At 73.8% G+C, this 26,196-nt stretch carries 21 protein-coding genes; 14 read left to right on the top strand and 7 right to left on the bottom strand.

Annotation, left to right across the window (positions count from 1 at the left end; genetic code table 11):
- Positions 1–84: 84 nt before the first annotated feature.
- Both J3P32_RS12870 and J3P32_RS12865 read right to left on the bottom strand, forming a co-directional pair.
- On the bottom strand, positions 85–789 hold the full coding sequence (locus tag J3P32_RS12870; protein WP_307861683.1) for a response regulator transcription factor: 705 nt from the start codon (positions 787–789) through the stop codon (positions 85–87).
- Positions 786–2,117 (bottom strand): sensor histidine kinase, encoded by a 1,332-nt coding sequence (locus tag J3P32_RS12865; RefSeq protein WP_210440200.1) that lies wholly within the window; start codon positions 2,115–2,117, stop codon positions 786–788. The genes J3P32_RS12870 and J3P32_RS12865 overlap by 4 nt, the downstream gene beginning before the upstream one ends.
- Before the next feature lie 118 nt (positions 2,118–2,235).
- On the opposite strand from J3P32_RS12865, the gene J3P32_RS12860 reads away from it, so the two are divergent.
- Complete coding sequence (locus J3P32_RS12860; RefSeq protein WP_210440199.1) at positions 2,236–2,571, top strand: YnfA family protein; 336 nt, start codon at positions 2,236–2,238, stop codon at positions 2,569–2,571.
- A gap of 10 nt (positions 2,572–2,581) precedes the next feature.
- Here the strand turns inward: J3P32_RS12860 and J3P32_RS12855 are convergent, their stop codons facing one another.
- Positions 2,582–3,781 carry an acyl-CoA dehydrogenase family protein gene (locus tag J3P32_RS12855; RefSeq protein WP_210440197.1) on the bottom strand — a complete coding sequence of 400 codons (1,200 nt, stop codon included), beginning with the start codon at positions 3,779–3,781 and terminating at the stop codon, positions 2,582–2,584.
- A 135-nt stretch (positions 3,782–3,916) separates the two neighbouring features.
- Between J3P32_RS12855 and J3P32_RS12850 the strand changes: the two genes are divergently transcribed.
- From J3P32_RS12850 to J3P32_RS12825, 6 genes are all read left to right on the top strand, one after another.
- Positions 3,917–4,945 carry an iron ABC transporter substrate-binding protein gene (locus tag J3P32_RS12850; protein ID WP_210440196.1) on the top strand — a complete coding sequence of 343 codons (1,029 nt, stop codon included), beginning with the start codon at positions 3,917–3,919 and terminating at the stop codon, positions 4,943–4,945.
- A gap of 44 nt (positions 4,946–4,989) precedes the next feature.
- Positions 4,990–6,489 (top strand): ABC transporter permease, encoded by a 1,500-nt coding sequence (locus J3P32_RS12845; RefSeq protein WP_210440194.1) that lies wholly within the window; start codon positions 4,990–4,992, stop codon positions 6,487–6,489.
- Positions 6,486–7,547 carry an ABC transporter ATP-binding protein gene (locus J3P32_RS12840; protein WP_210440192.1) on the top strand — a complete coding sequence of 354 codons (1,062 nt, stop codon included), beginning with the start codon at positions 6,486–6,488 and terminating at the stop codon, positions 7,545–7,547. Before J3P32_RS12845 ends, J3P32_RS12840 begins: the two co-directional genes overlap by 4 nt.
- Positions 7,544–10,174: an AMP-binding protein gene (locus J3P32_RS12835; RefSeq protein WP_307861682.1), complete on the top strand. Its 2,631-nt coding sequence runs from the start codon at positions 7,544–7,546 to the stop codon at positions 10,172–10,174. Before J3P32_RS12840 ends, J3P32_RS12835 begins: the two co-directional genes overlap by 4 nt.
- 44 nt (positions 10,175–10,218) lie before the next feature.
- Positions 10,219–11,997: an acetyl/propionyl/methylcrotonyl-CoA carboxylase subunit alpha gene (locus tag J3P32_RS12830; RefSeq protein ID WP_307861681.1), complete on the top strand. Its 1,779-nt coding sequence runs from the start codon at positions 10,219–10,221 to the stop codon at positions 11,995–11,997.
- Positions 11,998–12,187: 190 nt separating this feature from the next.
- Positions 12,188–15,580, top strand: a complete 3,393-nt coding sequence (locus tag J3P32_RS12825; RefSeq protein ID WP_210440191.1) for a pyruvate carboxylase — start codon at positions 12,188–12,190, stop codon at positions 15,578–15,580.
- Here the strand turns inward: J3P32_RS12825 and J3P32_RS12820 are convergent.
- Positions 15,567–16,511: an SGNH/GDSL hydrolase family protein gene (locus J3P32_RS12820; protein ID WP_210440189.1), complete on the bottom strand. Its 945-nt coding sequence runs from the start codon at positions 16,509–16,511 to the stop codon at positions 15,567–15,569. The two genes, J3P32_RS12825 and J3P32_RS12820, sit on opposite strands and share 14 nt — an antisense overlap.
- A complete protein-coding gene (locus J3P32_RS12815; RefSeq protein WP_210440186.1) occupies positions 16,511–17,737 on the bottom strand; it encodes a SpoIID/LytB domain-containing protein in 1,227 nt (408 codons plus the stop codon). Before J3P32_RS12815 ends, J3P32_RS12820 begins: the two co-directional genes overlap by 1 nt.
- 104 nt (positions 17,738–17,841) lie before the next feature.
- On the opposite strand from J3P32_RS12815, the gene J3P32_RS12810 reads away from it, so the two are divergent.
- Together J3P32_RS12810 and J3P32_RS12805 are read left to right on the top strand one after the other, a co-directional pair.
- Positions 17,842–18,639, top strand: a complete 798-nt coding sequence (locus tag J3P32_RS12810) for a hypothetical protein (protein ID WP_210440184.1) — start codon at positions 17,842–17,844, stop codon at positions 18,637–18,639.
- A gap of 46 nt (positions 18,640–18,685) precedes the next feature.
- On the top strand, positions 18,686–19,591 hold the full coding sequence (locus J3P32_RS12805; protein ID WP_210440182.1) for a DNA-formamidopyrimidine glycosylase family protein: 906 nt from the start codon (positions 18,686–18,688) through the stop codon (positions 19,589–19,591).
- Here the strand turns inward: J3P32_RS12805 and J3P32_RS12800 are convergent.
- Together J3P32_RS12800 and lpdA are read right to left on the bottom strand one after the other, a co-directional pair.
- Positions 19,527–20,918, bottom strand: coding sequence for an NAD(P)H-quinone dehydrogenase (locus J3P32_RS12800; protein WP_210440180.1), 1,392 nt, complete (start codon positions 20,916–20,918; stop codon positions 19,527–19,529). The two genes, J3P32_RS12805 and J3P32_RS12800, sit on opposite strands and share 65 nt — an antisense overlap.
- Complete coding sequence (gene lpdA, locus J3P32_RS12795) at positions 20,918–22,321, bottom strand: dihydrolipoyl dehydrogenase (protein ID WP_210440178.1); 1,404 nt, start codon at positions 22,319–22,321, stop codon at positions 20,918–20,920. Before lpdA ends, J3P32_RS12800 begins: the two co-directional genes overlap by 1 nt.
- Before the next feature lie 67 nt (positions 22,322–22,388).
- Between lpdA and J3P32_RS12790 the strand changes: the two genes are divergently transcribed.
- The 5 genes from J3P32_RS12790 (at position 22,389) to J3P32_RS12770 (ending at position 26,176) form a co-directional block, all read left to right on the top strand.
- Positions 22,389–22,841 carry a gamma-glutamylcyclotransferase gene (locus J3P32_RS12790; protein ID WP_210440176.1) on the top strand — a complete coding sequence of 151 codons (453 nt, stop codon included), beginning with the start codon at positions 22,389–22,391 and terminating at the stop codon, positions 22,839–22,841.
- Between the two features lie 37 nt (positions 22,842–22,878).
- On the top strand, positions 22,879–23,691 hold the full coding sequence (locus J3P32_RS12785) for a purine-nucleoside phosphorylase (protein WP_210440174.1): 813 nt from the start codon (positions 22,879–22,881) through the stop codon (positions 23,689–23,691).
- Positions 23,692–23,702: 11 nt separating this feature from the next.
- On the top strand, positions 23,703–24,500 hold the full coding sequence (locus J3P32_RS12780) for an NAD-dependent epimerase/dehydratase family protein (protein ID WP_210440173.1): 798 nt from the start codon (positions 23,703–23,705) through the stop codon (positions 24,498–24,500).
- A gap of 212 nt (positions 24,501–24,712) precedes the next feature.
- Entirely contained in the window at positions 24,713–25,084 is a 372-nt protein-coding gene (locus tag J3P32_RS12775) for a MerR family transcriptional regulator (RefSeq protein ID WP_210440171.1), read from the top strand.
- A gap of 69 nt (positions 25,085–25,153) precedes the next feature.
- A complete protein-coding gene (locus J3P32_RS12770; protein WP_210440170.1) occupies positions 25,154–26,176 on the top strand; it encodes an aldo/keto reductase in 1,023 nt (340 codons plus the stop codon).
- The last annotated feature ends 20 nt before the right edge of the window (positions 26,177–26,196 follow it).

The raw sequence follows: 26,196 nt of genomic DNA, 5'->3' as shown, positions 1-26,196 counted from the left end.
GCTAGGGCGGTGCCCACCCCCTCCGGATCCCCCGCCGGACGGAACCGCGCGACGGAGCCCGGGGTGGAGACACCTCGGACGCGGTCACTCCTCCGTCGGGAGGATGAGGCCGGCCTCGTAGGCGTAGACGACGGCCTGCACGCGGTCGCGCAGGTGCAGCTTCGCCAGGACGTTGGAGACGTGCGTCTTCACCGTCGCCTCCCCGAGCACGAGCTGCGCGGCGATCTCGCCGTTGGAGAGCCCGCGCCCGAGCAGCACGAGCACCTCCCGCTCCCGGCCGGTGAGGTGGGCGAGCGCCGGCGGCTCGGGGCGGTCGGGGACGGGGGCCGCACCGGACATCCTGCCGATCACGCGGCGCGTCACTTCCGGCGCGAGCAGGGCATGGCCACGGCCGGCGGCGCGTACGGCGTCGAGCAGCTGCTCGGGACCGGCGTTCTTCAGCAGGAACCCGCTCGCCCCGGCGCGGAGCGCGTCGAAGAGGTAGTCGTCGCGGTCGAACGTCGTCACGATCACGACGTGGCCGAGGTCCTCGGCGACGAGGTGGCGGGTGGCCTCGATGCCGTCCATGCGCGGCATCTGCACGTCCATCAGCACCACGTCGGGCCGCGTCGCCCGGGCCCGCTCGAGCGCGTCCAGGCCGTCGGCCGCCTCGCCCACGACCTCGACGTCGTCCTCGACCGAGAGGACCATCGCGAAGCCCGACCGCACCATGGCGTGGTCGTCGACGAGGAGCACCCGCAACGGGCTGCCCGCGTCGGCGGCGCTCGAGAGGGGGCTCGCGCCGCTCACGGCCGCGCTCCCAGCGGATAGCGGACCCGGACGCGGTAGCCGCCCGTCACCCGGGGTCCGATGTCGACCTGGCCGCCGTGGGTGGCCGCGCGCTCCCGGATGCCGAGCTGGCCCAGGCCGCTGCCGGACGTCCCGTGCCGTGGCCGGCCGTCGTCGACGACCTCCACCTCGGCGTACGCCGCCGCCTCGTCGACCCGGACGACCACCGACGCGGTGTCGGCGGTGCTGTGCCGGCGCACGTTGGTCAGCGCCTCCTGGACCGTGCGGTAGATCGCCAGGCCGACGCCGCGCGGCAGGCGGTCGGCCGCGCCGTCCTGCGCCTCGACGACCTCCAGGCGGACCCCGAGCCCGTGGTGCCCGGCCTCGGTGACGAGGTCCGGCAGGTCGCCGACCCCGGCCTCGGTCGTCCGGGCGTCCTGTGGGTCGTCGGCGCCCTCGCCGGCTCCCTCGCGCAGGGTGCCGAGCAGGCGGCGCATCTGCGTGACCGCGTCGCGCGAGGCCTCCTCCACGCGGGCGAGGGCCGTACGTGCGGCGTCGGGGTCACGATCGAGCACCCGTCGCGCCGCTCCCGCCTGCACGCCCATCGCCGAGACGCCGTGGGCCACGACGTCGTGCAGGTCGCGGGCGATGCGCAGGCGCTCGTCGACGACGGCCTGCTCGCGCAGCCGGCCGGCCTGCGTCGCGATGGTGCTCGCCTGCTCCTGCAGCCGCGCCCGCTGGCGGGCGGCACGCCACGAGACGCCGCCGCCGACGATCGCGCCTCCGAAGTACAGGGCGTTGACGACCAGCGTCATCGCCACGGCGGCCGGGATGGGGGGCAGCACGCCGACCCGCTCGGAGGGCGCCTGGTCGTCGATCATGTCCTGCGCGGCCGAGCCGACCGCGAACTGCCAGGTGATCCACGCGAACATGAACAGCACGATGGTGCCGACGACGAGGACCATCGCCCTCCTGTCCCGCGCGTAGGCCACGCCGCTGAGGAGGGCGACGAAGTACACGATCTGCAGCGACACCTGGCCCATCACCTGCGGCATGGTCACCCCGGCCACGAACATGTGCGTCGCCGCGAGCAGCGCGACCACGAGCGGCCACCGCCGCCTGCCGAGCAGCAGCAGCGCGCCGCTCGAGACGGCCAGCCACTGCGTCCACACCGGCGCGTCGGTGTGCTCGAAGCCCCCGGCGCTGCGGACGAGCTCGAGGGCGAGCAGGCTGACCGCCTCGACGCCGGCCGCGAGGACGACGTCCTGGCGTCCGACCGGCGGCCGGTGGCGCTCCCACGTGTCGTCGACGCCGAACCACGTGAGGACGCGCTGGGTCGGGGTCGGCATGGAGCGAGGGTAGGGCGCGCCCGGCCCCCGCAGATCCGCCGGGAGGTGGAGATCGGCGTCCGGGGCTCGCAGGCCGCCACGGACGCCGACGGCAGCACGCGGCTGCCAGACTGCCGCCATGCGGATCGCCACGTCGCTCGCCCTCTTCGCGCTCGCCGCCCTGGCCGAGATCGGGGGCGCCTGGCTGGTCTGGCAGGGCGTGCGCGAGCACCGGGGCTGGCTGTGGGTGGGTGCCGGCGTCGTCGCGCTCGGTCTCTACGGACTCGTCGCCACCCTGCAGCCCGACGCGCACTTCGGACGGATCCTCGCCGCGTACGGCGGTGTGTTCGTGGCCGGCTCGCTCGCGTGGGCGATGGTCCTCGACGGGTTCCGTCCCGACCGGTACGACGTCGTGGGCGCGCTGGCGTGCCTCGTCGGCGTCGCGGTGATCATGTACGCGCCCCGGTCGGCCTGAGGCGCCGGGGTCACTCGACCGGCAGGCCGAGCCCCCGCGCGATCAGCATCCGCTGGACCTCCGAGGTGCCCTCGCCGATCTCGAGCACCTTGGCGTCGCGGTAGAACCGGACGACCGGGTACTCCTCCATGAAGCCGTAGCCCCCGAACACCTGCGTGGCGATCCGCGTCGCGGTGACCGCCGACTCGGTGGCGTAGAGCTTCGCCACGGCTGCGGCCTGCTTGAACGCCGCCATGGAGACCGACGACGAGCCGGCGTCCATCGCGTCCTTCATCGCGGCCGCCTTGTAGGTCAGCAGCCGGGACGCGTCGAGCATGACCTGGAGGTCGGAGACTTGGAACGCGAGGCCCTGCTTGCGCCCGATCGGGCCGCCGAACGTCTGGCGCTCCCCGGCGTACTGCACCGACATGTCCAGGCAGGCCTGGATGCAGCCCACCGCCAGGGCGGCGATCGCGACGCGGCCGTCGTCGAGCGTCGCGAGGAACTGCGCGTAGCCGCGGCCCCTCTCGCCGAGCAGGTTCGCCTCCGGCACGCGCGCGCCGTCGAAGGACAGCGGGTGGGTGTCCGAGGCGTGCCAGCCGAGCTTGTCGTAGGCCTTCTCCGCGGTGAAGCCGGGCGTGCCCGAGGGCACGATGATCGTGGAGATCTCGGGACGTCCGTCGGGCCGCTCGCCGGTGCGCGCGGTCACGGTCACCAGCGAGGTGATCGACGAGCCCGAGTTCGTGATGAACTGCTTGGCCCCGTCGACGACCCACTCGCCGTCCTCGAGGACCGCCTTCGTCCTCGTCGCGCCCGCGTCGGACCCGGCGCCCGGCTCGGTCAGCCCGAAGCCGGCGAGCCGCTCACCGGCGACGAGGTCGGGCAGCCAGGTCTTCTTCTGCTCGTCCGTGCCGAAGGTGAGGATCGGGTTGATGCCGAGGCCGACCGCGGCCTCGAGCGTGATCCCCATCGACTGGTCGACGCGGCCGATCTCCTCGATCGCCAGGCACAGCGAGGTGAACCCGCCGTCCTCGCCGGCCATCCCCGCACCACCGAACTCCTCCGGGGCGGTGAGCCCCATCAGGCCCAGGGCGCCCATCTTCTGCACGACGTCTGTCGGGAAGTGGTGCTCGCGGTCCCACCGCGCCGCGTGCGGGGCGATCTCTGCCTCGGCGAAGTCGCGGACGCTGCGCCGGAACTGCTCGTGCTCGGGGGACAGCTCGAAGGTCATGGGCGGCATGGTAGCCGGTGCGGGTTAACGATCGCTAACCCTCCGGCGCCGCGCCCGCCGGGCGCCCGACACGTTTCGCGGCGTGGCGCCGACGGGTCTAGGGTTAGGGCAGCCTAAGCAAACAAGGACGACTCCATGACGACTCACCGGCGCCGCACAGCCACCCGCATCGGCGTGACCCTGACCAGCACCCTCCTCACCGCCTCGACCCTCTCGGGCTGCGGCGTGTTCGGCTCGCCCGACCTGGTGATCTACAACGCCCAGCACGAGCAGCTGCTGGACGAGATCGTGCCGCTGTTCGAGGAGGAGTCCGGCCTCGACGTCGAGCTGCGCCACGGCAAGGACCTCGAGATGGCCAACCAGATCGTCGAGGAGGGCGAGGACTCCCCCGCCGACGTGTTCCTCACCGAGAACTCCCCTGCGATGAGCATCGTCGACAACGCGGGACTGTTCGCCGAGCTGCCGGAGTCGGCGTACGCCACGATCCCGGACGAGTACGTCCCCGTGGACCGCACGTGGACCGGCTTCCTGGCCCGCTCGACCGTCGCGATGTACAACACCGAGTCCATGACCGAGGCCGACATGCCCGCCTCGATCCTCGACTTCGCCGACCCCGAGTGGCAGGGCCGGGTGGCGTTCTCCCCCACCGGCGCCGACTTCCAGGCGATCGTCTCCGCCGTCCTCGAGCTCGAGGGCGAGGAGGCCACCGCCGAGTGGCTGGCCGGGCTGAAGGAGAACGGCGTGGTCGTGCAGAACAACCTCGTCGTCATGCAGTCCGTCGACTCCGGCGAGGTCGACGCGGGCATCGCGTACCACTACTACTGGTACCGCGACCGCGAGGAGAACGGCACCGACTCCGACGACTCCGCGCTGCACTTCTTCGGCGACCAGGACCCCGGTGCGTTCCTGAGCATCTCCGGCGCGGGCATCCTGGCCAGCAGCGAGCACCAGGACGCGGCCGAGGAGTTCGTCACCTGGCTGACCGGCACCGACGCGCAGCAGGCGATGGCCGAGTCCTACGCCCTGGAGTACCCGCTCAACCCCGACGCCGCCCTCAACCCCGACGTGAAGCCGTTCGGCGAGCTCGAGCCGCCGGTCGTCGACGTGGCCGCCCTCAACGGGCCCCAGGTCACCGACCTGATGACCGAGGCGGGCCTGCTCTGACCGTCACCGGGCGTCGCACGCCGCCCCTGCTCCTCGCAGCAGGGGTGGCGGTCGCAGTCCTGGCGCTGGTCCCGTTGGCCTACGTGGCCTCCTACGTCGCGATCATCGGTCCGGTCGACCTGTGGGGCCTCCTGGCGCGCCCGCGCATCGCCGAGCTGCTCCGCAACACCGTGACGCTCGCCGCCGCCTGCATGGCCGCGACCGCGGCACTCGGCGTCGCGCTCGCCGTCCTCGTCGAGCGCACCGACCTGCCGGGACGGCGGCTGTGGCACGGCCTGCTCGTCGCCCCGCTCGCCGTCCCGGCGTTCGTCAACGGCTATGCCTGGGTGTCCCTGGACCGCAGCGTCCACGGCTTCGCCGGGGCGTTCGCCGTCGTCACGCTGTCGTACTACCCGCTGGTCTACCTGCCGGTCGTGGCGATGCTGCGCCGCCTCGACCCGGCGCTGGAGGAGTCCGCCTGGTCGCTCGGCCACTCGCGCGCCCGCACCTTCGCGACCGTCGTCCTGCCCCAGCTGCGCCCCGCGGTCCTCGGCGGGGCGCTGCTGGTGGGCCTGCACCTGCTCGCCGAGTTCGGCGCGCTGTCGCTGCTCCGCTTCCCCACCTTCACCACCGCGATCTACGACCAGTACGGCTCCACCTTCAACGGCGGCGGCGCCACGGCGATGGCCGGCGTGCTGGTCCTGCTCTGCCTGTTCCTCCTGCTCGGCGAGCTCCGCCTCCGCGGTGAGCGCAGGTACGCCCGCCTCGGCCGCGGCGCAGCCCGCACGTCCGTGCCCCTCGCGCTGGGCCGCTGGCGCTGGCCGCTGCTCGCGACGGTCGCCACGGTCGTGGCGCTCGCGGTCGGCGTGCCCGCCTTCGCCCTGGTCCGCTGGCTCGTCGTCGGCACGTCGACGGAGTTCCCGCTGGCCGACCTCACCGAGGCGCTGGTCGCCACGGTCCTCCTGGCGCTCGCCGGCGCGGTCGTCACGACGCTCGCCGCGGTGCCCGTCGTCTGGCTGGCCGTGCGGCACCGCGGGTGGGCGAGCACGCTGATCGAGCGGACGTCGTACGTCGCCAACGCGCTGCCCGGCATCGTCGTCGGCCTCGCGCTCGTGGTGGCCTCGCTCCGCCTGGTGCCGGTCGTCTACCAGACCGCCACCCTGCTCGTGGCGGCGTACGCCATCCTCTTCCTGCCGCGCGCCGTGGTGACCGTGCGCGCCGGGCTGGAGCAGGCGCCCGCCGTGCTCGACGACGTCGCCCACAGCCTCGGCGTGGGCCCGCTGGCCACCGCCCGCCGGGTGACCCTCCCGCTCATCGCGCCCAGCCTGGGCGCCGGCGCCGCGCTCGTCTTCCTCGCCATCTCCACCGAGCTCACCGCCACCCTCATGCTCTCGCCGATCGGCACGCGGACCCTCGCCACCGAGTTCTGGTCGGCGTCGTCGGAGCTGCGCTACGGCGCGGCCGCCCCCTACGCCCTGCTGCTCGTGCTCGTGTCGATCCCCGCCACGGTCCTGCTGATGCGTGGCGACAGCCCCGCGACCCGGACGGAGACGGTGCCGGCATGAGCTCGCTGACCCTCACCGCCGTGACGAAGTCGTTCGGCTCCGGCGCCGCGGCGACGCGCGCCGTCGACGACGTCACGCTCGACGTCCCCCACGGGTCCTTCACCACCGTGCTCGGCCCGTCGGGCTGCGGCAAGACGACCCTCCTCCGGCTCATCGCGGGCTTCCTCGTCCCCGACTCGGGCAGCATCGCCTTCGGCGACACCGTCGTGGCGGGCCCCGACGTGCGGCCGCTCGCTCCGCAGTCGCGCCACGTGGGCTACGTCCCGCAGGAGGGAGCGCTCTTCCCGCACCTCGACGTCGCCGCCAACATCGCCTTCGGCCTGCCCAGGAAGGCCCGCGACGGTGCGGTCCGCGACCGGGTGGCCGAGATGCTCGACCTCGTCGAGCTGCCCGCCGACTACCGCCACCGGCGGCCCGACGAGCTGTCGGGGGGCCAGCAGCAGCGGGTGGCGCTCGCCCGGTCGCTGGCCCCGCAGCCCGCCGTGGTGCTGCTCGACGAGCCGTTCTCCTCTCTCGACGCCAGCCTGCGCGGCGCCACGGCCCGCGCCGTGCGGCGGGCGCTCGAGGCGACGAACACCACGGCCCTCCTGGTCACCCACGACCAGGACGAGGCCCTCTCGCTCGCCGACCAGGTCGCCGTGATGCGCGCCGGCCGGCTGGTGCAGTCCGCGCCGCCGAGCGAGGTCTACCTGTCGCCCAGCGACCCGCAGGTCGCCGAGTTCGTGGGGCGGGCCGTCGTGCTCCCGGGCACCGCGAGGGACGCCCACGCCACGTGCGCGCTGGGCGACGTGGTGCTCTCCGAGCCCGCCGCCGGCCCGGTCTCGCTGATGATCCGGCCCGAGCAGGTCTTCGTCGACCTCACCCACGCCGAGGGCGTCCGGGGAACCGTCGAGGAGGTCAGCTACTACGGGCACGCCTGCGCCGTGCAGGTGCGCCTCGTGGACGGCACGTCGGTGCTCTCGCGGATCTCCGGCGTGCGCCACCCGGCGCCGGGCGACACCGTGCACCTCCGGGTGACCGGACTGGTCCGCCCCTACCGGTCGGGGGGCTCCACGTGACCCTCACCGTCCCGCAGCCGGCGCTGCGCCGCACCGTCGCGACCCGTCCGGTCCTCGACCACGCCCACTACGGCGAGGCGCCGGCCGTCGTCACCGACGGCACGGTGCTGACCCACGCCGGGCTCGCCCGTCGGGTCGCGGACCGTGCGGCGTCCTGGGGTCCCGCGCGCCGGCTCGTGCTCGTCGAGGGGAGCAACGACCTCGACTCGCTCGTGGCCTACCTCGCCGCGCTCCAGCACGGCCACGTGGCCCTCGTCGTGCCCGACGGGCGCCCCGCCCAGCGCCGAGCGCTCGTCGAGGCCTACGACCCGGACATCGTCTGCAGCGCCGGCGCCGCCGACGACGTACGTCGCGGGGTGGGCGCGCACGACCTCCACCCCGACCTGGCCCTCCTGCTCAGCACGTCGGGCACGACCGGCTCCCCGAAGCTGGTGCGCCTCTCGCGCGACAACGTCGCGAGCAACGCCGCCGCCATCGCCGACTACCTCGCGCTCCGCCCGACCGACCGCGCCGCCACCACCCTGCCGCTGCACTACTGCTACGGCCTGTCGGTGCTGCACTCGCACCTCGTCGCCGGCGCGAGCGTCGTGCTCACCGGGCTGAGCGTCGTCGACGACTGCTTCTGGGACCTCGCCGCCCGCACGGGCGTCACCAGCTTCGCCGGCGTGCCGCACACCTTCGACCTGCTGGCCACCAGCGGCTTCGACGACCGCGAGCTGCCAACCCTGCGACAGGTGACCCAGGCCGGCGGCCGGCTCGCGCCGGAGGACGTGCGCCGCTGGAGCCGGGCCGGCCGCGAGCGGGGCTGGGACCTCGTCGTGATGTACGGCGCCACCGAGGCGACCGCGCGCATGGCCTGGCTGCCACCACACCTCGCCGAGGACCACGCCGGGGCGATCGGTGTCGCGATCCCCGGTGGACGCCTGCGCCTCGACGAGACGGTGGACACGCGACCGGGCATCGGCGAGCTCGTCTACTCGGGACCCAACGTGATGCTCGGCTACGCCGAGTCCCCCGCCGACCTCGCGCTCGGGCGCGAGACCACCGAGCTGCGCACCGGCGACCTCGCCCGGGAACGCGACGGGGTGTTCGAGGTGGTCGGCCGGCTCAGCCGCTACGGCAAGGTCTTCGGCCTGCGCATCGACCTCGACGGGGTCGAGCGCCGCCTCCGTGCCGAGGTCGACCGCGCGGCGCGTGTCGTGGCGACCGACCGCGCGGTCCACGTCTTCCTCGGCGCCGGTCGCGACAGCGCTGCCGCACGCGCCGTCGTCGTCAGCCAGTGCGGCGTACCTCCCCACGCCGTGCGCACCACCGTGCTGCCGCAGGTGCCGCTGACCGGGTCCGGCAAGCCGGACTACGCCGCCCTGGCCGAGCTGGCCGGGCTGGACGAGCAGGCCGAGCACGAGGCGCGCCATACCGCCGACGGGACGGCGGGCACCAGCACCCCGGTCCGCACCGACTTCGTCCGGGTGCTGCGCCGGCCTGACGCCACCGAGGCCGACTCGTTCGTCGACCTCGGCGGCGACTCGCTGTCCTACGTCGAGCTGGCGACCCGGCTGGCCGACCGCTTCCCCGCCGGCCTGCCGACCGGCTGGCACACCCGCGGCATCGGCGAGCTCGAGCGGCTGGCCGCCGGCGGCGACGGGCACGCCGCGCGTGCGGACAGCCGCGACGGCCGTGCCGTCGGCGATGGCGACGGCACTGCACGGCGGCGCCCGGCCGCCCGCCGCACGCGGCTCGACACGACGGTCGCGCTGCGCGCGCTGGCGATCCTGTTCGTCGTCGCCTCCCACGTCGACCTCGTCGCGCTCGAGGGTGGCGCCCACCTGCTGCTGGCGCTCGCCGGCTTCAACTTCGCCCGGTTCCAGCTGTCCGCGAGCGGCGGCGCCCGTGCCCGGCTGCGGCACGGGCTCTCCGGCCTCGCCCAGCTCGTCGTGCCGGCCGTGTTCTGGGTGGGCGGCGCGGCCCTCCTGCTCGGCAGCTACGACCTCACCACGGTCCTCCTCGTCCGCGAGCTCGTCAACGGCTCGGAGTGGGACGACCAGTGGCAGCTGTGGTTCCTCGAGTCGCTCGTGTGGATCACGGCGGCCGCGCTCGCCACCACCACCCTGCCCGTGCTGCACCGCCTCGAGCGGCGCACGCCCTTCGGGTTCGCGCTCGGCGTGCTCGGCGTCGCCGCAGCGGCGCGCTTCGCGGAGGTCGGGCTCCGGGCCGGCCCCACCGAGCGCTACACGACCCTCGTGGTGGCGTTCTTCTTCGCCCTCGGCTGGGCGGGCGCCCGCGCGACCACGTCCCGCGAGCGCGTCCTCGTCTCGGCGCTCGCCGTGGTCCTCACGGCCGGGTTCTTCGGCCAGCCGCACCGCGAGGCGATCGTGCTCGGCGGCTTCCTGCTCCTGCTGTGGGTGCCGCACGTCGCCGTCCCGCCGCTGCTGGCGCGCGCCGCCGGCGTGCTCGCCGGGGCCAGCCTGTTCATCTACCTCACGCACTGGCAGGTCTACCCGGCCCTCGAGGACGCCGGCCACCAGTGGCTCGCCCTTGTGGCGTCCCTCACAGTCGGCGTCGCCTACGCCCGCCTCGTGCGCCCTGTCGGCCACGCGGTCGGTCGCGCCGTGCTGGGGGCGCGGTAGCCTGCCGAGCGGTACGCCTCCGCACCTCGAACCAGGAGCCCCGCGTGAGCTTGAAGAAGGTCCTCATCGCCAACCGTGGCGAGATCGCCGTCCGCGTCGTCCGCGCCTGCAAGGACGCCGGCATCGGCTCCGTGGCGGTGTACGCCGACCCCGACCGCGACGCCCTCTTCGTCCGCCTGGCCGACGAGGCGCACTCCCTGGGCGGCGCGACGCCCGCCGAGTCCTACCTCGACATCGCCAAGATCATCGCGGTCGCGCAGCGGTCCGGCGCCGACTCCGTGCACCCCGGCTACGGCTTCCTGGCCGAGAACGCCGACTTCGCCCAGGCCGTCATCGACGCCGGGCTGATCTGGATCGGCCCGCCGCCGGCGGCCATCGAGGCGCTCGGCGACAAGGCGAAGGCCAAGCACATCGCCGACAAGGCGAACGCGCCCCTGGCGCCGGGCACCAAGGACCCGGTCGCCGACGCCGACGAGGTCGTCGAGTTCGCCAGGGCCAACGGCCTCCCCGTCGCCATCAAGGCCGTCTTCGGCGGCGGCGGGCGCGGCCTCAAGGTCGCCCGGACCCTGGAGGAGATCCCCGACGCCTACGAGTCCGCGGTGCGCGAGGCGGTCACCGCGTTCGGCCGCGGGGAGTGCCTGGTCGAGAAGTTCCTCGACAAGCCCCGCCACGTCGAGACCCAGTGCCTGGCCGACCAGCACGGCAACGTCGTGGTGGTCTCCACCCGCGACTGCTCGCTCCAGCGCCGCAACCAGAAGCTGGTCGAGGAGGCGCCCGCGCCGTTCCTCACCGACGCGCAGCTCACCGAGCTCTACGAGTCGTCCAAGCGCATCCTCAAGGAGGCGGGCTACCACGGCGCCGGCACCTGCGAGTTCCTCGTCGCGCAGGACGGCACGATCTCCTTCCTCGAGGTCAACACCCGCCTCCAGGTCGAGCACTGCGTCTCCGAGGAGGTCACCGGCATTGACCTGGTGCGCGAGATGTTCCGCATCGCCGCCGGCGAGGAGCTCGGCTACGACGACCCCGAGATCCGCGGGCACTCCATCGAGTACCGCATCAACGCCGAGGACGGCGGCCGCAACTTCATGCCCGCCCCCGGCACCCTGTCCGCGTGGAGCCCGCCGTCCGGTCCCGGCGTACGCCTCGACGGCGGCTACGAGAACGGCGAGACGATCCCCGGCTCGTTCGACTCCCTCATCGCCAAGCTGATCGTCACCGGCCGCGACCGCACCCAGGCGCTGGAGCGCTCGCGCCGCGCGCTCGACGAGTTCGTCGTCGACGGCATGCCCACCGTCATCCCGTTCCACCGCGCGGTCGTGCGGGACCCGGCGTACGTCGGTCCCTCCACCCCCGACGGCACCGGCTCCTTCGACGTCTACACCCAGTGGATCGAGACCGAGTTCGACAACCGCATCGAGCCCTACGCCGGCGACGCCGCCGACGCACCCGAGGCCGGTGAGCGGCAGAAGGTCACCGTGGAGGTCGGCGGCCGCCGGCTCGAGGTCGTCCTCCCGGCCGGGCTCGGCGGCCTCGCCGGTGCCAGCGGCGGCGCAGCCGGGGCGAAGAAGCCCCAGCGGTCGGCCAGGAAGGCCGGCGCCGCGGCGTCCGGCGACGCGGTCACCTCCCCGATGCAGGGCACGATCGTCAAGGTCGTCGTCACCGAGGGCCAGGAGGTCGCCGAGGGCGACACCATCGTGGTCATGGAGGCGATGAAGATGGAGCAGCCGCTCAAGGCCCACAAGTCCGGCACCGTCACCGGGCTCCAGGCCGAGGTCGGCGCGACCGTCGCCAACGGCGCGGTCATCTGCGAGATCCAGGGCTGACCGCCGCCCGATCCCCCCGGTAACGCCCCCGACTGCGCACTCCCGCCCCCATCGGTGCGGGCGGGAGTGCACGTTCCGGGGCGTTACCGGAGGCGACCCGGACCGGGGCTCGCTCGTTGACCACGGAGCGCGCCGACCGGAGTACGGACCGGTAACCCTGGTCACACCGGCCGATGGATAGCGTTCGGCCATGTTCTCCAAGGTGCTCGTCGCCAACCGTGGCGAGATCGCAGTCCGGGCCTTCCGTGCCGCACGCGAGATCGGTGCGCGCACAGTGGCCGTCTTCCCCCACGAGGACCGCTGGTCCGAGCACCGGATGAAGGCCGAGGAGGCCTACCAGATCGGCGAGGAGGGTCACCCGGTCCGCGCCTACCTCGACCACGAGGCGATCGTGGCGGTCGCCGTGGAGTGCGGCGCCGACGCCATCTACCCCGGCTACGGCTTCCTGTCCGAGAACCCCGCGCTCGCCGAGGCGTGCGCCGCCGCCGGCATCACCTTCATCGGCCCGAGCGCCGAGGTGCTCACGCTGACCGGCAACAAGGCGCGCGCGATCGCGGCGGCCCGCGCGGCCGGCGTACCCGTGCTGGAGTCCGTGCCGCCGTCGACCGACGTCGAGGAGCTCCTCGCCGCCGCGGAGCAGATCGAGGCGCCGCTCTTCGTCAAGGCCGTCGCGGGCGGCGGTGGCCGCGGCATGCGCCGCGTCGAGGACCGCGCCGACCTGCGCGAGGCCATCGAGACCTGCATGCGCGAGGCTGAGGGCGCCTTCGGCGACCCGACGGTCTTCATCGAGCAGGCCGTCGTCGACCCCCGCCACATCGAGGTCCAGATCCTCTCCGACGGCACTGGCTCCGACGAGGGCGTGATCCACCTCTACGAGCGGGACTGCTCGGTCCAGCGGCGCCACCAGAAGGTCGTCGAGATCGCGCCGGCACCCAACCTCGACCCCGAGCTGCGCGACCGGATCTGCGCCGACGCCGTCCGCTTCGCCCGGGAGATCGGCTACAAGAACGCCGGCACGGTCGAGTTCCTGCTCGACCCGGCCGGCCGCTACGTCTTCATCGAGATGAACCCCCGCATCCAGGTCGAGCACACCGTCACCGAGGAGGTGACCGCCGTCGACCTGGTGCAGTCGCAGATGCTCATCGCCGCCGGCGCCACGCTGGCCGACCTCGACCTCACCCAGGACGCCGTCGAGCCGCGCGGCTTCGCGCTGCAGTGCCGCATCACCACCGAGGACCCCGCCAACGGCTTCCGGCCCGACACCGGGAAGATCACCACCTACCGCTCCCCCGGTGGCCCGGGCGTGCGGCTCGACGGCGGCACGACCTATACCGGCGCCGAGATCAGCCCCCACTTCGACTCGATGCTCGCCAAGCTGACCTGCCGCGGCCGCACCTTCGAGGCCGCGGTGCAGAAGGCGCGGCGCGCGCTGCTGGAGTTCCGCATCCGCGGCGTCTCGACGAACGTCGGCTTCCTCCAGGCCGTGCTCGCCGACCCCGACTTCGCCGCGGGCGGCGTGACCACCTCCTTCATCGAGGACCACCCCAACCTGCTCAAGGCGAACCTCGGCGGCGACCGCGCCACGAAGCTGCTGGCCTACCTCGCCGACGTCACCGTCAACCAGCCGCACGGCCCGGCGCCCGTCTCCGTCGCTCCCGCCACCAAGCTGCCGCCGCTCGACCGCTCCCAGCCGGTGCCCCCCGGGACCCGCCAGCTGCTGCGCGACGTCGGGCCCGAGGAGTTCGCGCGCCGCCTGCGCGCGCAGGACCGGGTCGCGGTCACCGACACCACGTTCCGCGACGCGCACCAGTCGCTGCTCGCCACCCGCGTGCGCACCCGCGACCTCCTCGCGGTCGCCGACCACGTCGCCCGCACCACGCCGCAGCTGTGGTCGGTGGAGTGCTGGGGCGGGGCGACGTACGACGTCGCGCTCCGATTCCTGGCCGAGGACCCGTGGGAGCGGCTGGCCGCGCTGCGCGAGGCGATCCCCAACGTCGGCCTCCAGATGCTGCTGCGCGGTCGCAACACCGTCGGCTACACGCCGTACCCCACCCAGGTCACCGAGGCCTTCGTGCAGGAGGCGGCCGAGACCGGCATTGACGTCTTCCGCATCTTCGACGCCCTCAACGACGTCTCGCAGATGCGGCCCGCCATCGACGCCGTCCGCGCCACCGGCACGTCGGTCGCCGAGGTCGCGCTCTGCTACACCGGCGACCTGTCCTCGCCCGACGAGCGGCTCTACACCCTCGACTACTACCTGCGCCTGGCCGACCAGATCGTCGAGGCCGGCGCCCACGTGCTGGCGATCAAGGACATGGCCGGCCTGCTGCGCGCCCCCGCGGCCCGCACCCTGGTCACCGCGCTGCGCGAGCGCTTCGACCTCCCGGTCCACCTCCACACCCACGACACCCCGGGCGGGCAGCTCGCCACGCTCGTCGCCGCGATCGAGTCGGGCGTCGACGCCGTCGACGCGGCGTGCGCGTCGATGGCGGGCACGACGTCCCAGCCGGCGCTGTCCGCGCTGGTCTCGGCCACCGACCACTCCGAGCGGGAGACCGGCCTGTCGCTCGCGGCGGTCAACGCGATGGAGCCCTACTGGGAGGCCGTGCGCCGCGTCTACGCGCCGTTCGAGTCCGGACTGCCGTCGCCGACCGGCCGCGTCTACCGCCACGAGATCCCCGGCGGGCAGCTCTCGAACCTGCGCCAGCAGGCGATCGCGCTCGGCCTCGGCGAGAAGTTCGAGCAGGTCGAGGACATGTACGCCGCGGCGAACGACATCCTCGGCAACGTCGTCAAGGTGACGCCCTCCTCCAAGGTCGTCGGCGACCTCGCCCTCGCGCTCGTCGCCGCGGGCGCGGACCCGGCGGAGTTCGAGGCCGACCCGGCGTCGTACGACGTGCCGGACTCGGTGATCGGCTTCCTCAACGGCGAGCTGGGCGACCCGCCCGGCGGCTGGCCCGAGCCGTTCCGCACCAAGGCGCTCGCCGGCCGCACCTGGAAGCAGCCGACGGAGGAGCTCACCGAGGAGCAGCAGGCGAGCCTGGCCTCCGACCGCCGCGCCACCCTCAACGAGCTGCTCTTCCCGGGCCCCACGGCCGCCTTCCGCGAGTCGCGCGAGGCCTACGGCGACCTCTCGGCGGTCTCCACCATCGACTACCTCTACGGCCTGCGCCGCGGCGAGGAGCACCGCGTGCAGGTGCGCGAGGGCCGGGAGATGCTCTTCGGTCTCGAGGCGATCAGCGAGCCCGACGAGCGCGGCCTCCGCAACGTGATGGCCACCGTCGACGGCCAGATGCGACCCGTGCAGGTGCGCGACCGCAGCATCTCCGCCGAGGTCGCCTCGGCCGAGAAGGCCGACCCGAGGGACCGCGGCCACGTCGCCGCCCCCTACGACGGGGCGGTGACCGTGGCGGTCGCCGAGGGCGACGAGGTGGAGGCCGGGCAGACGGTGGCGACCATCGAGGCGATGAAGATGGAGGCCTCCATCACCGCGCCGGTGGCAGGCACGGTCGCGCGGCTGGCGGTGCCGTCGACGCAGGCCGTCGAGGGCGGCGACCTGGTGCTGGTGATCAGCCCTCGTTGAGGACGACCACGTCGGGGTCGGGCTCGGCGTACTCGCCCACCTCGGCGGGGTCCTCGCCGGTCACGTGCCGGAAGACCTCGACCGCGACAGCGCGCATGCCGGTGATCGTGGGGTGGAACGGCGCCGCGACCCCGACGCGGAGCCGGGGCCCGTTGACCCACGCCCGGCCGCCGGCACACACGTCGTGGCCCTCGGAGGCGGCCTCGAGGTCGACGTACTTCCCACCCCCGGCGGTCGCGCCGCGCTGCAGCGCGTCGTTGAGGAGTCCCGCGACCTCGGCCACCGGACCGAGCACCTCGGCGGGTACGCCGACGGCCGGGCAGGTGCCCTCCGTGGGCAGGATGTCGGGATAGCCCACGACGAGGACCTCCGCGCCGGGCGCGGCGTCGCGGATGCGGCGCACCGCCTGCCGGACGCGGCCGGCCACCTTGCCGGCATCGGTGCGCAGCTGCGCGACCGGGCACTGCGCCGCCGTCCCGCGCTGGCACCGGATCAGGGAGTCGTAGATCCCGAAGTCGTTGCCGCCGATGCCGAGGGTGACCAGGTCGGTCTCCTCCGACACCGCGTCGAGCTGCGGGCGGGTCACGTTGCCGTCGAACATCGTCATCCGGTCGTACAGGTCCGCCGTCGTGGCGGCCGAGCACGTGACGTCGGTGTAGCTGGCCACGTCGAGCCAGTCGGCGAGGAAGGCCGGGTAGTTGTCCTTCGACCGCGCGCAGCCGCTGGGGTCGCTGCGCATCGTGCCGATGAACGGCCCGGCCGAGAACGAGTCACCCATCGCGACGTAGTCGACGGGCGTGGCGACCTCGGCGTTGACCACCGGGTCGGGCAGGCCGGCGTCGTCGTCGGCGGCTCCGCCGGACTGGCAGGCCGAGCCGGCGAGGACGAGTGCCGCCAGCGCGGCCGCGAGCCGGGCCCCGGGCAGCGGCACTACCGCACCGGACCCTTCTGCCGCGGCATCACGCTGAAGGTGAACCAGTCGGAGTAGAGCCCGAAGTAGGAGCGGACGGTGTCGCCGTCGACGCGGGCCGTGCCGGTGGTGCCGATGAACGCCATGTCGGTGACCCGACCGCCCCAGTCGCCGTTGCCGTCGCGCGAGATGACCTCGATCCTCGTCAGGTCGCCGATCGCGGGCCAGTGCCGCTCGACCTGGGTGTCGTCGATCACGGTCGTCCACGTGGAGTACTTCGGGTTCGCGAGGCCGTCGTAGGGGTCGGGCTGCGCGACGAGGTACGGCATGGACCCGGCGGCCGAGAAGCCGCCGTTGCTGGCGGAGAACTGGGTGAACGCGGGTCGGCCGTCGTGGAACAGGCCCTGCTTGGCGGTCGCCCGGATCGCCTCGGTCGCCGCCGGGTGCTCGACGTCGGCGCCGCCGTAGACCTGGCACTGGGTGGTGTCACAGATGTCGTAGTGCGCCGCGGCCGGGTGCGCGCGCTCGTACGCCGCATAGGTGCGCGCCGCGACCGACTGGGCGCTCACCGCGGCCGGCTCCCACAGCGCCGGCACCTCCTGCGGCACGACGCCCCGCAGGTAGGCCTCCATGCCGACCCGGTTGACGGTCTGCCGCCGGCCGCCCTTGCGCGCGGCCACGGACTGGAGGGCGCCGCGGTACTCCCGGCGCGCGCCGCGCACGACGAGGGTGAGCCGGCCGTCCGCGGCGGTCAGCTCGGCCTCGCCCCGGACGGTCCGCCACGTGCGCCAGGCGCCGCCCTTGGTCCACTGGACCGCGGTGTCGTCGCCCCGCGCGACGAGGCGCCACTTGCGCGCCGCCACGGGCGGCAGCCGCCAGGTGCGCTTGCGGCCGAGCGTCGTGACCTTGATCCCGCGCTCGGCGACAACCTGCACGTCGCGCCCGGTGTCGGCGGTGATGAGCACGCGGAGCTTGCCGCGCACCGCGCCCCAGGTCGTGCCCGGGTAGTAGAACTCGTTGATCTGCCGCCACGAGAGCCCCTGCTGGGCCGCGCCGAGGGCGCCGTACTGCGACATCCCGCGCCCGTGGCCGAACCCGTGTCCGGTCACCGTGATCGCGGTGCTGCCGGTGACGGGCCAGGTCTCGGCCCGGCTGCGCGGCTCGGCGGCGCTCGCGACGGGCGTGGGCAGCATCGGCAGCAGCAGGGCGCCGGCTGCGAGCGCGAGGAACGTGCGGGTCCTGGTCATGGGCGTGGCTCTCCCCCGAGAACGACGGAACAAGAACCTCCGAGACTACAGGTGGTCCGCAGCGCGGGGGTCCGGACCGCGGGAACGGTGGCAGGATGGACTGCGTGCTGGGACGTCGCCGGAGGGAGAGGCACGCGCGCGAGCTCGCCGAGCTCGACGCCTTCCGCCAGGTGCGCCGCGCGGCCGACGAGGACGTCACCCGGTTCGGCGAGGAGCTCACCGCGCTCCACCTCGAGACCCTCGGCACCGACCTCGACGACGACATGCGCGCGGACTACCAGCGCGCGCTCGACGCCTACGAGGGCGCCAAGGCGGCGCTCCGCCGGGCGGAGGCCGCCGCCGACGTCACCACCGTCACCCGCACGCTGGCCGACGGGCGCTTCGCGCACGCGTGCGTGCTGGCCGCGCAGGCCGGGAAGCCCCGGCCCGAGCGCCGGCCACCCTGCTTCTTCGACCCGGCCCACGGTCCGGCCACCCGCGACGTCACGTGGGCGCCGCCCGGCGGGGTGCCGCGCGAGGTGCCGGTCTGCTTCCGCGACGCCGAGCGGCTCGCCGCCGGCGGGCAGCCCGAGGTCCGCCTGGTCCGGCTCGGAGACCGCCGCGTCGCCTGGTTCGCCTCCGGTCCGACGTACGCCGCCTGGGCGGGCGGCTGGTACACCGAGCTGGTGCAGGAGGGCCGGATGCAGGCCGAGCGGCTCACCATGGCGTACGCCGGCACGCCCGGCGGGGCGGGCGCGCAGCTGCCGCTCGCCGCCGCGTGGAGCGACCCCGGCTCGTGGGAGGGCGGCGGGATGATCGGCGGCCACGACTACAGCTGGTACGGCGGCGGTGACGGTGGCGGCGGCGGCGGCGGTGACGGTGGAGGGGGCGGCGACGGCGGAGGCGGGGGCGGGGGCGACTGACGCTCGCGCGGGACGGCTGTTCGGGCCCGCCTGTGACACTGGAGGGGTGCCCGAGGGAGACAGCGTCTGGAAGCTCGCGCGCCGGCTGGACCGCCAGCTGGTGGGGCGCACGGTCGTGCGGTCCGACTTCCGCACCCCGGCGCTGGCCACCCGCGACGTGTCCGGGCGTGAGGTGGTCGGGCACGACACCCACGGCAAGCACCTGCTGACCCGCTTCTCCGCGCTCGGCGACTCGCCGCCCGCCACGCTGCACAGCCACCTGCGGATGGACGGCTCGTGGTCGACCCTCGCGCCCGGCAAGCGGCTGCCCGGCAGCGTCCAGCCGCACGTCCGCCTCGTCCTGGCGCTCGACGACGGCCGGACCGTGCACGGCATCCGCCTCCACGACCTCGCGCTCGTGCCCACCGACCGTGAGGCCGACCTGGTCGGGCACCTGGGTCCCGACCCGCTCCGCGACGACTGGGACCCCGAGGAGGCCGTGCGCCGGCTGCTCCGCGAGCCGGCGACGCCGCTGGTCACCGCGCTGCTCGACCAGCGCTCGCTGGCCGGGCTGGGCAACCTGTGGGCCAACGAGCTCGCGTTTCTCACCGGCGTCAGCCCGTGGACCCCGGTCGGCGAGGTCGACGTCGCGCGCCTGGTCGAGCGGGCGGCGACGATGCTGCGCCACTCCGCCACGGTCGAGGGCGCCTACCAGGTCACGACCGGGTCACCGGTCAGGGGCGACGACCACTGGGTCACCGGGCGGCAGCGCCAGGGCTGTCGCCGCTGCCGGGGCCCGGTCAGCGTGAGCGCCGAGGTGCCGGGCGACCCCGCCAACCGGCGTACCTGGTGGTGCCCGGCGTGCCAGCCCGGGCCGGGCCCGGAGATGCGAGTCGGCGGGAGCCGCGTCAGACGTGGTGCAGGCGGCGGGCAGCCTCGGCGACCGACCCGCTCATCGACGGGTAGACGGTGAACGCCTGGGCGAGCTGGTCGGCCGTCAGCGACTCCGCCACGGCGATCGACACCGGGTGGATCAGCTCGGAGGCCCGCGGTCCCACCACGACACCCCCGACGACGATGCCGGTGCCGGGGCGGCAGAACAGCTTCACGAAGCCGTCGCGCACGCCCTGCATCTTGGCGCGGGCGTTGCCGGCCAGGGGCAGGGTGACGACCTCGGCGTGGATCTCGCCGGCGTCGACGGCCTGCTGCGACCACCCGACCGTGGCGATCTCCGGGGAGGTGAAGACGTTCGAGGACACCTTCTTGAGGTCGAGCGGCGCCACGGCGTCGCCGAGGAAGTGCCACATCGCGATGCGGCCCTGCATCGCCGCCACCGAGGCGAGCATCAGCACGCCGGTGCAGTCGCCCGCGGCGTAGATGCCGCGCGCGGAGGTGCGCGAGACGCGGTCGACGGTGATGAAGCCGCCGTCCCCGGTCGCCACGCCGGCCTCCTCGAGGCCGAGGTCGGCGGTGTTGGGCACCGACCCGAGGGCGAGGATGCAGTGGCTGCCCGAGACGGTGCGCCCGTCGGTCAGGGTGACCGTGACGGTGTCGCCGTCACGGGTGACCGACTGCATCCGCGACTGCCCCAGGACGTTCATGCCGCGTCGGGTGAGCACCTCCTCCAGCACCGCGGACGCGTCCGCGTCCTCCCCGGGCAGCACCCGGTCTCGGCTGCTGACGAGCGTCACGTTGATGCCGAGCGAGAGGTAGGCGCTGGCGAACTCGGCGCCCGTCACACCCGAGCCGACGACGATGAGCTTCTCCGGCACCTCGGTGAGGTCGTAGACCTGCTCCCAGGTGAGGATCCGCTCGCCGTCGGGCTGGGCGCTGGGGAGCGTGCGCGGCGCCGCGCCGGTCGCCACGATGATCGCGTCGGCCCGCAGGGTCTCCTCACCGTCGGCGGTGGTCGCCACCACGGTCAGGTCGGGTCCGAGACGGCCGCGACCGCGCACCATGCGTACGCCGTCCCGCTCGAGCCGGGCCGCGATGTCGGTCGACTGGTCGGCCGCGAGCTGCTTCACGCGCGCGTTGACGCGCCCCAGGTCGACCGCGATCGAGGTGGCGGCGTCGCCCTCGTGGTCGCGGAAGTTGACCCCGAGCTCGCGTGCCGAGGCCATCTCGGTCATCAGCTCCGAGGTCGCGATGAGGGTCTTGCTGGGCACGCAGTCGGTGAGGACGGCCGAACCACCCACCCCGTCGGTGTCCACGACGGTGACCTCGGCGCCGAGCTGCGCGGCCACGTGGGCCGCCTCGTAGCCGCCGGGGCCGCCGCCGATGATGACGATGTGGTCGGTCATCACAGGTTGATCATGTGGCCGGCGATGCCGTGGACGGCCTCCTTGACGGCCTCGCCCAGCGTCGGGTGCGCGAAGACGTTGCGGGCGACCTCGTCGGCGGTGAGGTCCCACTTCTGCGCCAGCGTCATCACCGGCAGCAGCTCGGTGACGTCCGGGCCGATCATGTGGGTGCCGATGATCTCGTTGTGCTCGGCGTCGGCGACGACCTTCACGAAGCCCACGGCCTCGCCGAGGCCCATCGCCTTGCCGTTGGCGGTGAAGGGGAACGTCGCGGTCTTGACGTCGTAGCCCTTCTCCCTGGCCTGCGCCTCGGTGTAGCCGAAGGAGCCGATCTGCGGCATGCAGTAGGTCGCGCGGGGCACGAAGTCGTAGTCCACCGGCATGGTCTCGGCGCCGTTGATGGTCTCGGCGGCGACGATGCCCATGGCCTCGGCGACGTGGGCGAGCATCATCTTGCCGGTGCAGTCGCCGATGGCGTAGACGCCCGGGACGTTGGTGCGGCAGTAGTCGTCGATCTCGATCGCGCCGCGCTCGGTGACGGTGACGCCGACGTTCTCGAGGCCGAAGCCCGTGACGCGGGGGGCGAAGCCGAACGCCGCGAGGAACTTGTCGGCCTCGAGCACCTGCTCGTCGCCGCCGGCCGCGGGGGCGACGGTGACCCTGACGCCCGAGCCGGTGTCCTCGACGCCCTTGACCGCCGTGGCCGTCATGACCTTCACGCCGAGCTTCTTGTAGTGCTTGAGCAGCTCCTTGGAGATGTCGGCGTCCTCGGTCGGGACCATCCGGTCGAGGAACTCCACGATCGTGACGTCGACCCCGAAGTTGGCCATCACGTAGGCGAACTCGACGCCGATAGCGCCGGAGCCGCCGATGATGATGGAGCCCGGGAGCTGGTCGTCGAGGATCTGCTCCTCGTAGGTGACGACGTTCTCGCTGAGCTCGACACCCGGCACCAGGCGCACCGTGGCGCCCGAGGCGATGATCAGGTTGTCGAAGGTGTAGCGGGTCGTCTGCCCGTCCTTGTCCGACACGTCGATGTCGTTGCGGCCCTGGAGCGTGCCCCAGCCGTCGATCTCGGTGATCTTGTTCTTCCGCATGAGGAAGTGCACGCCCTTGACGATGCCGGCGCTCACGTCACGGCTGCGCTTGTGGGTGGCACCGAAGGCCATCGACACCTCGCCCTCGATGCCGTACTTCGCCTTCTCGTGCTGCAGCGTGTGCGCCAGCTCGGCGTTCTTGAGCAGGGCCTTGGACGGGATGCAGCCGACGTTGAGGCAGACCCCTCCCCAGTACTTGTCCTCCACCACGGCCACCTTCTGGCCGAGCTGGGCTGCGCGGATCGCGGCGACGTAGCCACCGGGGCCGGCGCCGAGGACGAGGGTGTCGAAGTGCGTGTCGGTCACGCGCCCAGCCTAGTTGTCGGCCTCGCACGGCGGACACCCGAGGTCGCGGCTCGATATCGTGTGGCCCGTGACGCTCTACGCCGCCTACGGGACGAACCTCGATCCCGCCCGCATGAGCGAGCGCTGCCCCCACTCGATCCTCCAGTCCACCGGGTGGCTCACCGGCTGGCGGCTGACGTTCGGCGGCGAGGAGCACGGCTGGGACGGCGCGCTCTCCACGATCGTCCAGGACCCCTTCGAGCAGGTCTTCGTGGCGGTCTACGACGTGACGCCCGAGGACGAGCGCGCGCTCGACGGCTGGGAGTCCGCCGACACCGGGCTGTACCGCAAGACCAAGGTGCGGGTGCAGACGATGACCGGTCCGCTGGTCGTGTGGGCCTACGTTCTCGACGCCTACGAGGGCGGCCTGCCCTCGGCGTCCTACCTCGGCGTGCTGGCCGACGCCGCCGAGGCCGCCGGCGCGCCCGAGGACTACGTCGCCGCGCTGCGCCGCCGCGCGTGCCGCTCGACCGGGCTCTGACCCCGCACCTCCGGCCGAGGCGGTCTAGAGTTCGCGCGTGACCCACGCCGCAGCAGCCCCCACCCCCTACGAGCTCGCCGGATCCGCCGCCGCCCGTCTCGCCGACCTCACCGGAGTGGAGCGACACGACATCGCGCTCGTGCTCGGCTCCGGCTGGCTGCCCGCCGTCGACGCGCTGGGCGAGGCCACCGCCGAGATCGACACCACGGACCTCCCCGGCTTCAGCGCGGCGGCCGTCGCGGGGCACAGCGGCAAGATCCGCTCCATCCGCAGCGGCGGGAAGAACCTGCTGGTCTTCCTCTCCCGCACGCACTACTACGAGGGCAAGGGCGTCGCCGCCGTCGTCCACCCGGTCCGCACCGCGGCCGCGGCCGGGTGCTCGGCGATCGTGCTCACCAACGGCTGCGGGGGGCTCAAGGAGGGCTGGCAGCCCGGCCAGCCGGTGCTGATCTCCGACCACATCAACCTCACCGGCACCAGCCCGATCGTCGGCGCGACCTTCGTCGACCTCACCGACCTCTACAGCCCCCGCCTGCGAGCGATGTGCAAGGACCTCGACCCCTCCCTCGACGAGGGCGTCTACGTCCAGTTCCCCGGGCCGCACTACGAGACCCCCGCCGAGGTCCGGATGGCCGGCATCATGGGCGGCCACCTGGTGGGGATGAGCACCACGCTCGAGGCGATCGCGGCCCGTGAGGCCGGCATGGAGGTCCTCGGCATCAGCCTGGTCACCAACCTCGCGGCCGGCCTGAGCGGAGAGCCGCTCGACCACGCGGAGGTCCTCGAGGCGGGCCGCGCGGCCGCCAGCCGGATGGGCGGGCTGCTCAGCCGGGTCGTGGCGGGCATCTGAGGCACGCGAGCGTGCGCGTCCTCGTCACCGGCGCCGCCGGGAGCATCGGCCGGGTCGTCACTCCCGGACTGGCCGCCCTCGGCCACGACGTCGTCGGCCTCGACCTCGTCCCGGCCCCCGACGGCACCACGTTCGCGTGGCACGAGGCCGACTGCGCCGACGCCGACGCCGTCGACGCGGTCCTCGCGGCCGAGCGGCTCGACGCGGTCGTGCACCTGGCGGGCGTGCCGGAGGAGCGCTCCCTGCCCGAGGAGCTCACCTCGCACGTGGTCACCACGGCGGCGCTGCTCGACGCCATGGTGGCCCACGACGTGCCGCGCATGGTCTACGCCTCCTCCAACCACGCCGTCGGCCGCACGCCGCGCGCCGACGGCGAGCTGACCGAGCACGCCGCCCCGCGCCCCGACACGTACTACGGGGTCGCCAAGGTCGCGGCGGAGGCGCTGCTGCGGCTCTTCGCCGACCGTCACGGCCTCGACGCCGTGGCGTGCCGCATCGGGTCGTTCCTCGAGGAGCCGACCACCGTCCGCGCGCTCTCGACGTGGCTCTCCCCCGGCGACGCCGTACGCATGGTCGACGCGGCAACCACCGCGCCCGCCCCCGGGTACGCCGTGCTCTACGGCATCAGCGCCAACACCCGCGCCTGGTGGGACCTCGAGCCCGGCCGCCGGCTGGGCTACCACCCGCAGGACGACGCCGAGGCGTACGCCGACCGGGTCCAGGCGGGCCCCCACGACGAGGCGGAGGCCGAGTTCGTCGGCGGCCCCTATGCCACCGCCCGCTTCCACCGCCCGGCCCTGGGCGCGTGACGCTCGCGCCGCCGCCTCCGCTCCGCTGCTCCAGCCCCAGAATCCCCGCTTAAGCGGGGGAGTTCGAACTTCCGGGGGCGTGCAGGCCACTGGAAGTTCGCAATCCCCCGCTTAAGCGGGGGATTCGCGCCCGGGCGGCGACTCGCGCCGGCGACGCCGGGCGAGCCGGGGGGCCTTGACCTGGAGTGCACTCCAAGTCCGAGACTGGTGCGATGACCAGCCTGACCATCGCCGAGGCGGCCGAGAGGACCGGGCTGACCGCCCACACCCTGCGCTACTACGAGCGTGACGGGCTGCTCCTCCACGCCGTCGAGCGCGCGCCCTCGGGGCACCGGCGCTACACCGACGACGACCTCCGCTGGATCGAGATGGTGACCCGGCTCCGCGCCACGGGGATGCCCATCCGGGACGTACGCCGCTACGCCGCCCTCGTGCGCGACGGCGACGGCAACGAGTCCGAGCGGCTGGCGCTGTTGCTGGCGCACCGCGAGGTGGTCGAGAGGCAGCTGGCCGAGGTCACCTCCCACCTGCGTGCCATCGACCACAAGATCGCGCTCTACGAGAACCTGGCGCCCGCCTCCTGAGACCCCTGCCGCCCGCCCGCGCGCCGGGGCCTTGACCTGCAGCGCGCTCGAAGTCGGAGGGTGAGGGACATGACGAACACCTCCTCCACCGCACCCGTCGGGCAGCGCGACCTCGGCACCACCTCACCGCTCACGGTCAGCACGCTCGGACTCGGCTGCATGGGGATGTCGGAGTTCTACGGCACCCCCGACGAGCAGGCCGGGATCGACACCATCCACCGCGCGCTCGACCTCGGCGTCACCTTCCTCGACACCGCCGACATGTACGGCCCGTTCACCAACGAGCGCCTCGTCGGCCGGGCCATCGCGGGCCGCCGCGACGAGGTCCAGCTCGCGACCAAGTTCGGCAACGAGCGGAACCCGGACGGCTCGTGGGTGCGCATCAACGGCACCCCGGAGTACGTCCGCAGGGCCTGCGACGCCTCCCTCGAGCGGCTCGGCGTCGACCACATCGACCTCTACTACCAGCACCGCGTCGACAAGACGGTCCCCATCGAGGAGACGGTCGGGGCCATGGCGGAGCTCGTCGAGGCCGGGAAGGTGCGCCACCTCGGGCTGTCGGAGGCGGGCGCCGAGACGATCCGGCGCGCGCACGCCGTGCACCCGCTCACCGCGCTCCAGTCGGAGTACTCGCTCTTCACCCGCGACCTCGAGGACGCGATCCTGCCCGTCCTGCGGGAGCTCGGGATCGGGCTGGTCCCCTACTCCCCCCTCGGCCGCGGGATCCTCACCGGCGCCGTGACCCGGGAGTCCCTGGAGTCCGGCGACTCTCGCGCCGCAGGCCGCTTCCCCCGCTTCTCCGGCGACGCGCTCGACGCCAACCTCGCGCTCGTGGGGGAGGTCGTCCGGCTGGCGGAGGAGAAGGGCTGCACGCCCGGCCAGCTGGCGCTGGCGTGGGTGCTCGCGCAGGGCGACGACGGCCTGGGGGTCGCCCCGATCCCCGGCACCAAGCGGGTGGCCTACCTGGAGGAGAACGTCGGCGCTGTCGCCGTGGCGCTCACCCGCGACGACCTCGCGGCCTTGGAGCGGGCGGTCCCGCGCGACGCGGTCGCCGGCGACCGCTACGGCGACATGTCCACCATCGACGCCTGAGCGCACCCGGCCGGGATCGC

The sequence above is a fragment of the Nocardioides xinjiangensis genome (assembly GCF_017916385.1).
GTDB lineage: Bacteria > Actinomycetota > Actinomycetes > Propionibacteriales > Nocardioidaceae > Nocardioides > Nocardioides xinjiangensis.
This window is presented reverse-complemented; position numbering and strand designations above follow the sequence as displayed.

Excerpts from the sequence above, each read along its gene's own strand:
- J3P32_RS12800 (WP_210440180.1), bottom strand. The coding sequence starts at position 20,918 with ATGACCGACCACATCGTCATCATCGGCGGCGGCCCCGGCGGCTACGAG.
- J3P32_RS12850 (WP_210440196.1), top strand. The coding sequence starts at position 3,917 with ATGACGACTCACCGGCGCCGCACAGCCACCCGCATCGGCGTGACCCTG.
- J3P32_RS12840 (WP_210440192.1), top strand. The coding sequence starts at position 6,486 with ATGAGCTCGCTGACCCTCACCGCCGTGACGAAGTCGTTCGGCTCCGGC.
- J3P32_RS12815 (WP_210440186.1), bottom strand. The coding sequence starts at position 17,737 with ATGACCAGGACCCGCACGTTCCTCGCGCTCGCAGCCGGCGCCCTGCTG.
- J3P32_RS12865 (WP_210440200.1), bottom strand. The coding sequence starts at position 2,117 with ATGCCGACCCCGACCCAGCGCGTCCTCACGTGGTTCGGCGTCGACGAC.
- J3P32_RS12855 (WP_210440197.1), bottom strand. The coding sequence starts at position 3,781 with ATGACCTTCGAGCTGTCCCCCGAGCACGAGCAGTTCCGGCGCAGCGTC.
- J3P32_RS12825 (WP_210440191.1), top strand. The coding sequence starts at position 12,188 with ATGTTCTCCAAGGTGCTCGTCGCCAACCGTGGCGAGATCGCAGTCCGG.
- J3P32_RS12775 (WP_210440171.1), top strand. The coding sequence starts at position 24,713 with ATGACCAGCCTGACCATCGCCGAGGCGGCCGAGAGGACCGGGCTGACC.
- J3P32_RS12860 (WP_210440199.1), top strand. The coding sequence starts at position 2,236 with ATGCGGATCGCCACGTCGCTCGCCCTCTTCGCGCTCGCCGCCCTGGCC.
- J3P32_RS12770 (WP_210440170.1), top strand. The coding sequence starts at position 25,154 with ATGACGAACACCTCCTCCACCGCACCCGTCGGGCAGCGCGACCTCGGC.